Annotated in this window: 12 protein-coding genes; 3 read left to right on the top strand and 9 right to left on the bottom strand. The window is 44.3% G+C overall.

The window, feature by feature from the left end:
• Positions 1-6: 6 nt before the first annotated feature.
• From NT073_RS05300 to NT073_RS05285, 4 genes are all read right to left on the bottom strand, one after another.
• A complete protein-coding gene (locus tag NT073_RS05300; protein ID WP_297369849.1) occupies positions 7-1,566 on the bottom strand; it encodes a phospholipase D-like domain-containing protein in 1,560 nt (519 codons plus the stop codon).
• Positions 1,567-1,979: 413 nt separating this feature from the next.
• A complete protein-coding gene (locus tag NT073_RS05295; protein ID WP_297369846.1) occupies positions 1,980-3,398 on the bottom strand; it encodes a hypothetical protein in 1,419 nt (472 codons plus the stop codon).
• Complete coding sequence (locus NT073_RS05290) at positions 3,395-3,718, bottom strand: hypothetical protein (protein ID WP_297369843.1); 324 nt, start codon at positions 3,716-3,718, stop codon at positions 3,395-3,397. The genes NT073_RS05295 and NT073_RS05290 overlap by 4 nt, the downstream gene beginning before the upstream one ends.
• Before the next feature lie 665 nt (positions 3,719-4,383).
• Positions 4,384-4,791 (bottom strand): hypothetical protein, encoded by a 408-nt coding sequence (locus NT073_RS05285; protein WP_297369841.1) that lies wholly within the window; start codon positions 4,789-4,791, stop codon positions 4,384-4,386.
• A 201-nt stretch (positions 4,792-4,992) separates the two neighbouring features.
• Between NT073_RS05285 and NT073_RS05280 the strand changes: the two genes are divergently transcribed.
• Entirely contained in the window at positions 4,993-5,211 is a 219-nt protein-coding gene (locus tag NT073_RS05280; RefSeq protein ID WP_297369839.1) for a hypothetical protein, read from the top strand.
• A 1,284-nt stretch (positions 5,212-6,495) separates the two neighbouring features.
• The gene (locus tag NT073_RS05275) at positions 6,496-6,696 is read left to right on the top strand and encodes a hypothetical protein (RefSeq protein ID WP_297369837.1); all 201 of its coding nucleotides are present in this window, start codon (positions 6,496-6,498) and stop codon (positions 6,694-6,696) included.
• 128 nt (positions 6,697-6,824) lie between these two features.
• Here NT073_RS05275 and NT073_RS05270 read toward each other — a convergent pair whose 3' ends face one another.
• The 3 genes from NT073_RS05270 to NT073_RS05260 all read right to left on the bottom strand — a co-directional run bounded on the left by NT073_RS05270 (position 6,825) and on the right by NT073_RS05260 (position 11,405).
• Entirely contained in the window at positions 6,825-7,565 is a 741-nt protein-coding gene (locus NT073_RS05270) for a LytTR family DNA-binding domain-containing protein (protein ID WP_297369835.1), read from the bottom strand.
• 63 nt (positions 7,566-7,628) lie between these two features.
• On the bottom strand, positions 7,629-9,809 hold the full coding sequence (locus NT073_RS05265) for a tetratricopeptide repeat protein (protein ID WP_297369833.1): 2,181 nt from the start codon (positions 9,807-9,809) through the stop codon (positions 7,629-7,631).
• A 1,404-nt stretch (positions 9,810-11,213) separates the two neighbouring features.
• Positions 11,214-11,405: a cold-shock protein gene (locus NT073_RS05260; protein ID WP_297369831.1), complete on the bottom strand. Its 192-nt coding sequence runs from the start codon at positions 11,403-11,405 to the stop codon at positions 11,214-11,216.
• A 384-nt stretch (positions 11,406-11,789) separates the two neighbouring features.
• Between NT073_RS05260 and NT073_RS05255 the strand changes: the two genes are divergently transcribed.
• Positions 11,790-12,065, top strand: coding sequence for a hypothetical protein (locus tag NT073_RS05255; protein ID WP_297369451.1), 276 nt, complete (start codon positions 11,790-11,792; stop codon positions 12,063-12,065).
• A 334-nt stretch (positions 12,066-12,399) separates the two neighbouring features.
• On the opposite strand, the gene NT073_RS05250 is transcribed toward NT073_RS05255, so the two are convergent.
• Together NT073_RS05250 and NT073_RS05245 are read right to left on the bottom strand one after the other, a co-directional pair.
• Entirely contained in the window at positions 12,400-13,929 is a 1,530-nt protein-coding gene (locus NT073_RS05250; protein WP_297369829.1) for an IS1182 family transposase, read from the bottom strand.
• Between the two features lie 138 nt (positions 13,930-14,067).
• Complete coding sequence (locus NT073_RS05245; protein WP_297369826.1) at positions 14,068-14,661, bottom strand: hypothetical protein; 594 nt, start codon at positions 14,659-14,661, stop codon at positions 14,068-14,070.
• Positions 14,662-15,097 lie beyond the last annotated feature (436 nt).

Below are 15,097 nucleotides of genomic sequence, written 5' to 3'. Positions count from 1 at the left end.
AGTTGTTTATTCGTCAAACCAAGCCTGATATGGAATCCGTAGCATGCCGAGGGGCGTTGATTCAGTCATCGGAGCCAGCTCCGGCACCACTGGCGAACCACTGCCAAAGGGCTTCGACAGGTGTTCCCAATCGAAGAGAAACACTTCTTCGAAATACCGATATACGTCTTCCGAAAACAGCACTAGGCTGGTGTCGCGGTTATACTGTGTGCCGTCGCTCGACCAGTTGTTGCTGCCCACGACCACAATCTTGCCGTCGATCAGGATGCCTTTGTTGTGCATTCGGCTGGTCTGCTGTCGGAACATACTGGCTTTCCAGTCCCGGCGGGTGAGCAGCACTTCAGCACTATCGGGCTTCTGGTTCCGGCTCACCAGCACCTTCACGTCAATTTTGGGTACCGCGTTCATCTTGTCGGTAATGGCCGTGATAATCTGGTCGAAAAGCTCGTTGAAGGGGGCGTTGATGTACGAAAACTGGATGTACAGTGAGTGTTCGGCCCCCTGAATCAGGTCGAGTACGCTCTGCGCGTAATTGTCGGGACTCATCAGGGGCTTCACCCGGATACCTGCGCCGGGAAAGGTCATTTTTTTCGCCAGAAAAGGGTGCGGCTGCTCAACGGCAGCTTCCGGGAATAGAGCCTCCATCGGTACCAGCAGGTCGGGTTGAGGAGTGGGCGCGGCTGCGGGCACGGGGGGGACGTGGCTGGCCTGCTCCATGTCGTAGCGAATGAATTTCTCATACATTTCGGCCAGTGGCTTGTGTTCAATCAACAAATGCCATTCGCGGTTACCCAAGCTGTAGAGCGTTTTCTCCATACCGGGGGGGACGGTTGGTTGGCTGGCTGGACTCCAGTTACCACTCGACACCCAGAACGCCGACGAGTCGCGCACGGACACTTTTGTGTGGTACGAATTGTTAAAAATCCGGTTTGGCCCTTTCACCGAGGCTGGTACGAACGTGAGTCGGTTTTTCCAGGTGCTGCGAAGGGTTACTTCGGCGGTCTTGTCGTTTTTATCGACCTGGAGAATCATGTCCATCTGGTGGCTGGGGTTCTGGCCGAGTTTCGTCACTGTGTCGAGGATGTGCGAGGCGTAGAACTCGTACATCGCCACCGTGAGGGTGCGTTGGGTACCTTCCAGAAACGGTTGCAGCGTTGGCCAGCCCGAATCGGGGCCAACGTGGCAGATGAGCGTATTGATCTGCTGTTCTTTGAGCGACACCAATGAAACTGGGGGTGGTACATAGCTAATTGGCGGGACCGTTTCGAGCGCGAGGCCCTCCCAGGCCGAAAGCGGCACGAACCCCTCGACAAGCTCCTGGGCGGTGGCAGGGCGCACTCGCAACGTAAAGCCGTCGAGGGTCTCGGGTAGGGCCGCAAGCTTGTCACCCGGTTTGGTCACAGCTTCGATGAACACACTGGTTGGGCCTGCTATTGACAGCTTAACACGCGGCTGTAGGTGCAGCAGGCTAGGGTCGGCAAGCAGGTTGCCATTGTATTTTTTGACGACGGCAATGCTGTCGTCAAGATGCTGGAGCAGGTTGTCGGAATGAGGGATAGTAGGCATGGTCTCAGCGTTTAGAAATAGGAAAGTTGTACGCCAAAAAGCAAGGCAAGATGCCGAGGAATCATCTCAGCTACAAGGGTTTTTCCTCTATTTATCTACCGTCTTTTTCCCATTATATGTTGGAAACAGGGCCACTCTTATTTCCCCTGTGCTAAGGGTATCGGTAGGGCTAATGGTTAAACTGGTGCGTGTGAGTACACCTGCTAATTTCAACGCTTGAGCCAGTCCGTCGAACGCAGTTGCGAAAAGAATAATGAATACAAGGCTGACCAGCGTATTTTGAGAATATAAAATCTGTAGGTACAGTCTGATGTTGCAAGTCTTTCAATATCAAGTGAAGCCGTGCCACATGTAATTCAGGATTAGCAGAATCGTTTAAAGACTCAAACACTCTATATCATCCCGAACTTCTGTTACCTGAGCAAATTAGCCTCTAAGCCGTCGATTACGGCAGCCGTAAATTCTCTGCCACTCTGCAATTCCAGAAAGTGACCGCCTGTTCCAATGGCTACACGTTTAACAGGAACACGTCCTGAAAGAATCGCTGTCTTCTGTGATTTAAGCCAAGTAAGAAAGCTTTTGGCGTTTGCAAATGAATTGAAAAGTAGGCTACCACTGTCTCCAGCTGTTGGGCTAAATAGTCTCAGTTCTGGTACTGTAGTACCCTTATTTGAAATAATCCAGAAGTTAGGCTTGTATTCATTCTCGTATAGCAAGACCACTGATTTTTTAGTTGTACCATCCGTAGCACCATACTTCAAATCAATATGGTCATCAGATTCAGTAATGGTTTTGTGTCCTTTGTATACTTGTCTGTATTCGGCATAAAAAGTAATATCTGCCATCATATTTCCACTTCGATTCAAATAGGCGATCAAAATATCAGTCACCTTTAATTTGTCGGCAGTATTAAATCCGGTAGGTGTAACCAGATCAGCAAACGCAAAGGTACGCTCAACAGCTGTATTCGCTTTTGTATCAATTGTGACATCAGCTGTAACGTTTCCATCTAGTTTTATTCCGCCAATCCCTTCTTGAAATAATTTCAGGGTATTAGTGCTATTATCTACACTTGCTGTCAGAGCAATAATTCGCTGTCGCAATTGAACTTCCTCGGAAAATGATTTTGTGCCACTTACCTCAGCACTGAGGCCCTGTCCAGACGTTTGCTGACTAGTAGTAGTAGAGCTATTCGTTGTTTCGGCAACTACTGTGTTTGAATCAGTAGGTTTCGAGGTATCAGTATTTTTAGTTGATGAAACGCCTGTGAGTCCACCCGTAAGGCCTGCTGTTAGACTTGCTGTACCTTTTGCTGTTATGCTATTGCTAAAATTGAGTTTACCCAAATCAATAGTGGCAAAGGCGGTTTCGAACCGATTACAGCTTAATAATCGCAGCTCAGAAGGGAATTTAATACGGACCTCAATTTTAGATACTCGATTAACATTGTTTTGTGCCAAATCCATAATCGATACCAATATTCGGCGGGGAATAACGGTCATATCTATAAATTCTTCCGTTACTGCCGAACGTTTGCCGATTTCAGTATTTAACTGCGCTATAATTTTCTCGCTGGTCGGTTCCTTAGTTCCTAACTGTTTAATGAGTTCGGCTAAGGCATCTTCAGGCAAATCAGCAGTAAGCCGTCGTGGCGCAGGCAAAATAGGAGCAGCGTCTGGCCTAAAAAAACCTGCGTTAACGTCGATTAAATCCTTAATATCTGTCCTACTATTTATTAGCCTAATTCTTTTGTAGCGCTTGGTGAGCTTTCCTGAAAAAGTACATGAATAACTGAAGCCAATTAGGCAAATAAAGATGAATAAGTTTCTCATTGACCTATGTTTGAATTATTAATATTTGACGTAAGTTGAGCAAGTACACTGTCTGTAGCAGTACTGTTAGCTAAGGCTATTAAATTCTGCCCCACCGTCGAAAGCTGAATTATTGTAGCTCCTCCTTGCAATGCAGTCGAACGTTCAATAATCACCTTATGGGCTTTTTGTCGGTCTCCAGGATTCTTTGGGAGTGACATATTCACGCCTGCCGTATAAAATTGATTGTTTGTCAATGATGTCAGGTCATCGTCCCATTGAACAGCTTGCCAAAACGATAAGCCTACATGAGTATCGAGAACTGATATGAATTTTGCCATGGTGTAAGAAGTTTAAGATGGTTAAAATTTCCTGTGAATAAAGGCCATGAACTTGGAGAAGAATACGTGTTATTTCCCGTTTTTTAGCGAAATCCAAAGGTTAAGAAGCAAATAATTATTATACCTTGTGGGCAGTGTGTAAGTCAAGACTCCATCTGGCAATTTGCCCTGTTATTTTTCTGGATGCATCTCGCTAGTTCATCGTCTCTTGTTACGACTGCTTAAGGGGTTCTTCTTCCAAAAGGGCGGATTTATACGGTAAGCAACTAAATACTTAGTTTATCAAGAATTCGATGCACATTTTCGCCCCTTAAAGAAATTGAACAGGGGCTAAGAAAAAGCCATGCTCCCCCATATGAATGGTTGTAGGCGGAGTTAGATCGGTGGGGCCCTCGGTTTGAAGATCAATGCTAACTTCGTTAGGGCGATCAAACGGCACGAGCGGAGCGAAACAACAGCGCACTTCCGATTTTTACGCCAAAGCGCGAAGATAATCAACTCACGTTCAAGCTCTTATTCCGAACCTTGTCCAGTTTGGCTGTCGGGACGTGCCGCCTGTCGCCGGCACGCAACTCCACAAACTCAAACAATGTTAAACAAACACAAAATCGAACAGACAAAACTTTTATAGCCGCCCGATTCTGTGTTACCACCAGTGATATGGTTTAAGATGAGAAGTCTCTGTTGTCTTGACTGAGGGTGATATTATCCCTTCTTTGGGTCAGTTCAGCCACGGCCGTATTTGGATCACCGTCATCGAAAATCAATGACAGTAGATAGCCAAACTTCACAGTGTCGTTCCCATTGGGACTGATGTGTATGTGAGTTTTAACCTCGTTTGAAATTTGACTTAAACTTACGGGAGAAAAGTCGAGCGCGTAAGTGTATGACTTATCGCCTGTGTCTTCCCAGGTGTCATTGTTAGCAAAGTTGACCTTACTTGCAAGAGTCAAATCAAATTGATTGTTGAACTTTGTTGATACTGCAACAGTGACAGCAGTATTATCGTCCTTATCATCTCCCTCAGGCATGATAAACGTGATTTTTGCACTTTTCAAAACTTGATCAGCCATGACAACTTTCATTTAGTTTCCTACTCATTTGGCTTTTCGGTTACGCCCCGTTTTTTAAGTGGTCTCTGGACTCCACTTTTACACTATTTTTAACTTCGACTCAATTCTACAGTGGCGTTTCTCCTGTTGGCCGCAACCCGGAAATGAAGACACTAAAACCTTGCCTGTCGGGACGCGCTGCCTATCGGCTGAGACCCGGAAATGGAAGCCCAAACTTGCCTACGCGGCCCGCTTCCTGTCGCCCAAAATCTGGAATTTGAGGCAATGCTTGCACCCGCAGCCAACGAATTATTGTACGTAACACCGCTTAATATCAAGCGTCTGACAATGAGCCAGTTCATGTTAAGCGTCGTGTTCATTCCTGCCAATGGTATTAGTGTTCAGGCAGGGCCAATTGCCTACAACGATTACCATTTCTGACCAGATTCGTATGACCCTCGCATCCAGAGTCAGCTCCCTTAATGGCCTATTTATTATGTGGTGGTATGTGGCTCAGAAATGGTGCCGTAGTATATGTTGTCCATGAATTTGTGTTCCTCGACCCGTCCAGGTAATGGGTGTGAAGGTTTCATTAAGTTCTTCCTTACTCGCCTCTGACCAAGTGGGCCTTTTAAGATAACGACGTCGTCTAAACGAACTTGAACTAGTGCGTCGGAGGTAGTGGTGAGTACATGTAATTTTTTCATAAGAAGTAGTGCCAAATTCTTGTCCTGATTTGGAGCAGGATAAAGGTTTGATTAAACGATCTATCGGTTTTGACCAGTAATGAGAATTGATCTACTGTTGCCTTTCATATCGGTGTGCAGCCTATCGCATTTATTATCCTTGCAATTGTTGAATCAAAGCTAAAGTACTATCTATAAGCATACTAACTAAGGGTGGTGAATGACGGCCTATTCAGGGTGAGTAGCGTTATTTTTGAGTGAGTAGCTTCCCTCATTAATCCGGCTATTCACCGTGAATATTTGACCGTTCGACCGGGAAGCCTTGGATGAAGAGTAAGGACAACAGACCTTTAGTAGATAAGCCTGTATGAAAAAAGGAGGCTATTTCTCAGGAGCGGATAACTAAAGCTAACTTGGATATGTACTCGAAGGCCCTAAAAAGACTCGTACCCTACCTGGCCTTAGCCTTAAATGCTGTAGCAATTTGCCTCCGCTTTCGATCACTAAACCGCATGACTAGCAACACGACACGAGTTCATAGCCATCGCGATACGATCGATGTTATCCGGTTAAATAGGCAGTGCCGTCGGATGTGGCACACCAACGTTCGGCTGGTCAATCAGTATAATAGGGATGCTTTGGTATTAGTTAGAAAGATACACTATCGAAGAATTCACTCCGAAGCTTACCGATACTTAACCGTTTTATTTATCATCCAGCAACCGTATTCGTGTTCTGCCCGTTCTTGCTTGCAATACGCCCAGCTTTGTTTCCGGAAACTGTTCAACAAAGCCGGTATAGCTTACCGGCAAGAAGTGCTAAATGCCAACAGATTCATCAATGTGTCGCAGATCCCCCGATCGGTAAATACCTGGCTGGAGGAGTATAATACAGAATGACCCCATCAAACGTAGTAGATTATGACACCAGTCAAATATTGACAAGTAGCTTAAACTACATTCGAAATTAGCTCACTAAGGGGCAATAGTAAAATTATTAAAATAAGTAACTTATTTCATAAAATCATAAATTATCAATTATGCTGGCATTTATTGGCTTTGGAGCAAAAGAAATATACTTGCTTTACATCCTGCTTGTCATTCCGTTATGGACTATTTTTCAGAAGTCTGGTCGAAGCCCCTGGCTCAGCTTGATTGCTCTTATTCCTATTTTAGGCTTATTTATTACGTTATATATTGCCGCCTATGCCAAGTGGAGAATGCCATCAGGCAAGGACTGACTTAGATGGGGTGCATACACGCTACCGCACTCCACTCAAATGGTAAATTTAATAGCTTACGAGCTTACTTATTTTTTCAATCATAAGTTCTCTAATGTCGTTACTACTCAACGCAAATCTTAATTTAACTACAGCCAACCAAAGCGCTGCACGAGTTTTTCCTTTTGTTGACGAGCCACCGGTATGGTGCTGTTGTTAGTCATCACTAAATAACAGCCTTCACCCTTCATGAACATCTTAATTTGGTCCAAATTAATTACAAATTGTCGATGCACACGCAGAAAGTAACGTTGATCTAACACTTCAGCCACTTCTTTCAAGGTGCGGGTGAGCAAATACTGACGTTTTTCCGTTGCCCAAATCTTGGTGTAATTGTTATCGGCTTCGCAGTAAATAATTTCCTTTAAAGGCAGAAAGATAACTCCGTTCTGATAAGGTACGGCAATTTTATCGGTTACATATTGCTGTTGTAATTGCCGCTGCAAAAGCTCAAGTTGTTTTCCATCCACTCGATGCTTTAATGCTGCTTTTTGAACCGCCTGCTGTAGTTCCTGAGCATCTATAGGCTTGAGTAGATAGTCCAGTGCACTAAATCGGAAGGCTTTTATGGCATACTCATTGTAGGCAGTCACAAAGATGAGTTGGAAGAACAGCTCTCCAACTTTTTCCAGCAATTGGAAGCCATTTAAACGGGGCATCTCAATATCAAGAAACACCAAATCTGGTTGCAGGACCTGGATCAGCCGTAGTCCATCTTCACTAGAGGTGGTTTGCCCGACCACTTGTACCTGTGGACAATGTTGGGCCAGCTCCCGGGCAATTAGTTGTACACAATCGGGTTCATCATCAATCAAAATGGCTTTTAACATAGCGAAGAGTAGTTTTAATCATTCAGAGGTTTATGTTTTACTAGACTGGCAGTACAGAAAACCTCAGACCGGAATTTGCAGGATAACTTCCGTGCCTGCCGGTTGGCCAGTGCCATCTATCAAATCTAGGATCTGCACTTGGGTTTGTGTATGGTATAATTGATTAATCAACTCCAGTCGATCACCCGTCAGCTTCATACCATAAGACTTCCGTTTAGTTGCCGACTTGCTCTTCAACTCCATTGCTTTTGCCCTGCCTACGCCATTATCTCTGATGCTTACCTGCAAAAGATTATCCTGATGCTGTACTACTTTTACCCATACAGTACCCCCTTCTTCTTTATGCATCAGTCCGTGCCAGATAGCATTTTCTAAGTAGGGCTGAATTAGCAAAGGCGGTATCTCCACAAACTCGGTATCAATAACAGGGTCTATCTCTATGCTAAAGCTTAGCTTACTCTTGAAGCGCATTATTTCCATCTCAGCATACAGCCGTAAAGCTTCCAGTTCATCGCTCAGCGTAACCCGATCGGAGCGGGAGTTCTCCAGAACCAACCTGATTAGGCGGGCGAATTTGGTAAGGTACTCAGAGGCTTTATGGGCTTCTTGATCGACAGTGTAAAGCTTAATCGAGTTTAGGCAGTTAAAGATAAAGTGGGGATTCATCTGAGCCCGTAGACCAGCCATCTCCGTTTCTGCCAGCTTTTGGTCGAAGGTCTGCTCCAACTCTCGAATACGCTGTTGTTCGAGCAGTTTGGATTGATCAGCCAACAAGCGACTGGTATGTTCATTACGCCGATTCTGCCAAATGACCAGTAATAGTAAAACTACGGGAATAAAGACAAAGAAAGAAGCCGACCGAAAAAGGTCATTTCTTTCTTCAACTTGATTTAGTTCTCTTTCCTTGAGCTGGAGTTCTTTCCAGTTTAAGTTAAGTGATTCAAGCCACTTACCGCTAGGCTCTATAACCAGCGGTTTGTTGTTAATAGACATGTATTGATTATAGTAATCGTAAGCTTTAGCATGTTCTTGCATTGAAGCATAAATCAGGGACAACAGTAAATCAGTATCCTGCTCTGTTTGAATTAATCCCTGTTCTCTGGCAAGGTTCAGGCTTTGTGAAGAGTTTTCTAACGCTTTTGAATAATTACCCAGCTCGTAATAAATCTGACCAACCCGTTTTAATATATAAGCTTCACTAATCGGTTCTTCTAAAGAAGTGCTTAAATAGGGGTTCACTTGACTATATTTTTTTATACGAGAGGGGTTATCAGATTTCTTCTCTCTAGATATAGTTTGTAATGCCTTCTGTAAATAAGCTAAAGCTTGTTTGTACTTTGTTCGCGCCTTATATATCTCTCCCATGTACAGGTACACTTCTGCTTTCATTTGGTTGTGATAAATGCTATGGTTACGGCCAAAAAATACGTCTTGTGCTTCTAAACTTTTCTTTAAATAATATATTGCTGGACTATAGTTTCTTAATTGATGGTAAACTTTACCGATATTTAAACCGGCCTCCGCTTGAAGCAAATTATTAAGATAATTTTCTTTAGCAACCTGATATGCTTTTTTGTAGTAATCTAGGGCTCTGTGAGGCTGCATTGTAGTTAAACAAAGATCACCCATCCGATTCAATGTAGTAGCTGTTCCTACCTTATCATCAACTACCAATTGGATCTTGATAGCTTTCTGGTAATATTTTAGTGCGGATGGATAATCTCTATTTTGATAATAAATATCACCCAATTGACTGGTTACCCTCCCTATTCCTTGCCGGTCGTTTAGCTCTTCGAATAATTGTCTTGATTGAAACAATAATTTTTGCGCCTTTGCATTTTGGTCTCGCCGGATGTAGTAAGTGCCTAAATTATTTAAGGTAGTAGCTAGGCCGCGTTTGTTATTTAGCTCGGTGAAGGTTTTTAATGCAAATTGTAAGTAAAAGTTGGCTCTAGTATCGTCGCGAAAAAGTAGTAGAATTTCTCCACGGAGGCGGGCAGCTTCTGCATGACCTTTCTTGTAACCGAGTTTGTAGGCTAGATGTAATGCTTGCTGATTATTTGTATCAAATTCATCTATTTTGTAATGCCGAAAGTAATCATCAGGATCATTTAGATAGTTCACCCAAGCGGTGTCCTGTGGATGTTGTGCTGTTCGATGGCGCGCGTTACTATTTATTTCTATTTGCGAATACACAATATAAGTAAGGGTCATTAGCACCACACAAAGCACTAGCTTGTTCATAAGGTTTCAGATCGTTACAATTGGCGTCTTCGACTTCAATAGCTTTATAGATCATATTTTTTTCTAACATACTGAAAACATGATTCACTATAGGGGTATCCTGTATAACTGGTACATTACTTTCATCTCAAATCGTAACTTGTTGCAAGTGAGATATTTGAAAGCACAATTTTAGGAATTTCATGGCTGAGCTACTCAAAATGTATACTTCATTTCAAAAAACTCAATAAATGAGCAGGTTTCGTGAAATTTGATTTCACAAACAGCAATATGAAACGATTCTGAAGGCTTTAGAGACGAAATTCTACAGCATCTTCCCTTTTCAAACAATCGACCGTTAAAGTAAAATATTTATTATAACTATTTAGAGATTAGTAGTTTAACTGTCCTGTACGAAAGTATTGTACCAGTTATACAGGATACCCGACTATAGTGGAGCAGAGCTTTTAACTGACTCATGAACTTCGGCAAGTTTTCTTCTCTTTCCAATTTATTAAGGGTGAATGGCTGCTATTGGATGGTGAGTAGCCCAATTTCTGAGGAAACCGCTTAAAGAAAAACTACCCGCTTCTCCCGTGAGGTGGTCCGATTTAGCGGCATACTGAATTGCAAGTTTTGTACAGTATTCCTCTCAAACTGTTCAGATTTTTTTAGCCTAGCGAGACTGATCGGGTTTGACAGATATCAAAAAGATCATTGTCTCATTAAAACGCTTACAAAGTGCGACAGCCACTGACAATAGCCGTGTCAAATGACCACACCGGCCGATACCGGCTCCCCGGACGGGCCAGAGCGGGACCATGAACAATCGGGGGCGGAGCGCTACTGAGAGGCAGAAGTCGGAGCGTCGACCTGGGACTGACCATCCGTAACTTACTTTTCTACAGTACTATCTCACTTTCCAGAACTTGTCGATATGAAATCGTCCATTAAAAGGCTAGGGATTTATATTTAATGAACCATGTAAGCACCTGAAAATCATGAATTTATAACCATTCTGACAACTCGCAAAAATCGTTCAAGAAAACCCTTGGCCAAATGGACGTTACCTGTTGCCCATCGGCCTATTCAGTTTTTTTCTTTTAGCGATTGAAACCGTTCACGGAAAGGTTGCTTTTTGTGGACGATCACTATGAAAAGTACAACTAGTTAAAACACTCAGAGGGCCTGTTGCTTTAATCGTAATGACGTAAAAATTCTACTTTAGAAATTAATAAAGAGAGGTGCTGCTAGGAAGATCAACAAAGGCCTCTTGGCTACCGTATTTCTTCAATCACCGGCTGTTAATGCATAGTCCAGTTTTACTACCTGTAAATTCTAGTTAACCGACTTACCCCTACACAAAAAGAACAGGCCGCCAAAGCCTGTTCTCCTCTTTACTGCCTTCAGACCGACCCGATGGCCTTAGGTGCGTTTGACGTTGACCGCATTCAAGCCCTTCTTACCTTGCTCGACATTGTAGCTTACTTTGTCGTTCTCTCGAAGTTCTTCGCTGGTCGCTGAAATGTGCACAAACACATCGTCACCCCCGTCGTCGGGTTTAATAAAGCCAAAGCCTTTACTCTCATTGAAAAATTTGACACTCCCTGTTGGCATTGTAATACGGTTAAAGTTTAGCTCAAGGACGCCAGAAGTGGCCAACTTACCAAACAGGTTTATTGACTGGTAGGCTCCTGACAGCGTGTTCGCTTAGGAACTTGGTTCTTTAGTGGCCGTTAAGGTCTGAGTGATTTTGGGTGAAAAGCCGTTAAAGTAGGCTATGCAGCAACTTGACTACAAATTGGAAATTGTACAATTCTTAGTCAAGTTGTATATGATACGTTATGTTAAAAAACTATTCCTAGAAATGACCCCTAACCCGAGGTGATAAAACAGGGTAAAATAAGCGCCCTAAAATGGGCTAAGTTACCGCTCGACAGAGCCGCAACAAAGTAGTAGATTTGCGGCCACAAAACCCCCTTGAGCGGGGCTGATAACGGGATGGAAAAAGAACTTGGAGCCAAGAATTTAGTACAGTTTCGCCTTACGGGTACACCCGATGGCAACCTACTGGTGAGCTTCTACCAGCTGGATGTCTTTAACGAGAAAGCCGTCAACTGGCATATTGCCGGGCTGTTAGTGGACAACAAGCTAGGCGCTCGTGTGCTGTATGAGGGGAATTTGTCCAACAACACGGCTTATCAAACAGCGATCAGTAATCTTTTAGAGCGGGTGAATGTGTACGTTAACTGCGTCCGGATCGAGAAAGTAAACTAGCGGCTTTTCGGTGTTTGGTTATCATGATGCCACTTATACAACATGAAAGTAATTCCATTTTCAACTTAGTTAAGATTCGAGAACGCTAAACACTTAAAAACTCAACTAAGTAGATGTCTAAACTCACCAAAATATTCCTAAACATACTCCTAACCATCAGTATGACCTTGGCTTGGGGATGGACCATCTTCATGGGGCTGTTTGCTACCCATGCTCATGGTCGACGAGCAGGCTGGCTAATAGGTATTACGCTCATTGTGCTACTGGGGATCGTTCATAGCTACTTGGACACGCGCCCAAAAACAATAAAGGAATGGTTTAAAATGTAATCGTTTTAAGTTGTGCAACAGCCATATGAGTTATAGAACGGGTCTGGGAAATGTGCAAATTCTAACCCACAGTTAGTTTGTACATTTCCCAGACCCGTTCTATAACTAGGGTGGCTGTTGCAAAAGTAGATCAGTATATAATAAAACTGATCAGGTACTGGTAGAGCGATTACCATTCCGCTTTGTTCAACGGACGTAAAGCGCAGGTACTTCTTCAGATTGTAGGCCATGGCTGCCACATACATCACCTTAGCTGCGGCTTCTCGGCTCCGCGTATTAATTTGACGCAAGCCATAGTAGTTGATCAGGCTGCCTAAAACGGGCTCCACCGTTGCCGACCGGATTCGCATCATACGCTTGCCAAATCGACTCGATAACCGCTCTACCATTCGCTCATATTGGGCTTTGTAATAGGTATGATGCAATCTTTTTTCACTGGCTTTCTTTCCCTTGCAGGGCTCACAGAGGTCACAATCTTTGCAATCGGAGGCTTTGGCCAGGTAGCGTTTTTTGGGATTACCTTGCTTATCGACCAGCAACTTGTCAAAGGCTAAGCGTTTCCCTTGACTACACGTGTAGCTGTCGCTCTTGACGTCATAATGAAAGCCTGGCCGCTCGTCTTTGTACTTGCCATGGGGTGAAACGAAGCCGGTTAACCCTCTAATTTCCAGTTGCTCGTAATTCTCACCTGAACTGTATCCAGCGTCAGCCACTACATTACATATGGCTACGCCAAATTCCCTCAATCGTTCCTGGGTCGTGTCGATAATAGGCAATAAGTTGCGGCTATCGCGCCGGTCAGCCGAGCCAGCCTGAATATGCGTAATCACATGTTGGGCGGCATCCACACTCACGCTGGTCATGTACGCCAGTTGGCGAGGCTTACCAGTTTTGAACGCAATACGGGCATCTGGGTCTGTGGGGCTATAATGAGTGAGATTACTGAAAAGTTGGCCCGTTTTGTTAGGGGCAGCTTTTTTGATGTTTTTATGAAACCGGTGGATGTGCTGTAACCGATCCACCGAAGCGGTTAGCCGAGGGGCGTTAGGCTTACTTAATGAAGAAGTAGTCTCAGATGACCAGATGGCCGGCTTTCGCTTCAGCCGACTCATCGACGCATTCGCTTTGATGTAGGCTGAATCAATCACCTGGGTATGGCCACTGACGAGCCCCTTGTGGATGCATAAGCCTATGATGTGGGTAAAGCACGCTTCAAAGACGGAGATCGGGACGCGTTGGCGGGTTCGTGACAGCGTGCTATGCCAGGGTAAGGGCTGCTCTAGTGCATAGCCTAAAAACGCACGGATACCCAGATGCAGGTTGGCCAGTTCCAGGAGCTTGCGATCTGAGGTAATGTTTTCCAAGTGAGCTACCAGTTGCAGCTTAATAAACACGATTGGGTCCAGCGAAGGCCGTCCCATGGTACTATAAAAGGGCTCAAAAAGCGGCCTGACAAAGCGAAAGTCGACCGCTTTTAGTAATTGCTGGTAAAAATGGTGAGCGGGTACCAGTTTGACCAGCGAAGTTTGGATCATGTGATAGCCTAGCATAAGCTCACAACTAATCTAGCCCTCAATGAGTTACTTTTGCAACAGCCACTGGCATTATGTTTTGTAATACACCTTGTAAGACAAAATTGCTGTCTGTCTTACACCTGTAAGACAACCGTTTTTTTAGAACTTAATCGCCTTTTCTAACTGATTCGCTTCCTGGCATAAATAGGCTCTACTTTCCAGATCGTCTTCCACTTTCAGTTGTTGGTGAATAGTTAGGTAGCGAGCTTTTCGGCTAGTAAAGGGTTCACTGGCCATAAACTCCTCTAACCACTGACTAAAATCAAGGAGCTCGGGTTGTTGATGGGAATAGGTGAAATAGTCCGTGAAACCAGCTTGAGCCAGATTAGACCATTCGTATTTGGGCAGCGGTTGAATGGGATGGCCAAAGTACTTATCGAATAGGTTCGTATTGGCACAGAAGGTCTGCCAGGTTTTGGCTTTAGCCTCGGCAAACTTACCGGCTTTAAAGAGCAGCAGGGCCCATTCAAACAGGAAATCCGGAAAGCCAATGTCGTCGGGAAAGGATTTAGCGAACCAGCGGGTATAAGCTAATCCCCCTTTGTAATCGGCCAGCTGGATGTAGTAGCGGGTGGGTAAATACCGCAGCCCACGCGAGTCATCATAGCCCCCAAACCTCCGTTTTTCGGCGGCCAAGGCCCGTTTGATATCGGCATTTTTTTTGATCAGCCGTTGCGCTTGTTTAGGCGTCATCGAATGGAGCTGGGTAAGGTAAAACTAGTTGCTACTACCGGGCAACTGCCAGGTGTTCATTCGTTGACCACCTCTACCGCAAACTGGAAAATAGTATCTATTTTTCAACCAGATCATCTTGAAAAAATAATACGTTCATCCATTGTAAAATTAGCGTATGTTCTCTGTGACTTATTGGTTAAGTACAAACAAGTGGCAAAATTTTTCGTCCACGAAACCTGTTGATTGACCCCGTGGTTTAACAATCTGTCTAGTGGTTTCGCCCCGCTTCGGCGATTCAATGGTGGTGGATTAGCCCGGCCTGGATTGGCCCGGCCACGGCGAGGTTGAGTTCATCAACTAGGTTCAACTAAAGCAACGAATAGCACGTATGACCATTGAAACGATAAATCTAGCCATTGCAATCGGAGAACTAATTAGCTTTCCCATCCTGGTG

It is taken from the genome of Spirosoma sp., assembly GCF_026391055.1.
Taxonomy (GTDB): domain Bacteria; phylum Bacteroidota; class Bacteroidia; order Cytophagales; family Spirosomataceae; genus Spirosoma.
This window is presented reverse-complemented; position numbering and strand designations above follow the sequence as displayed.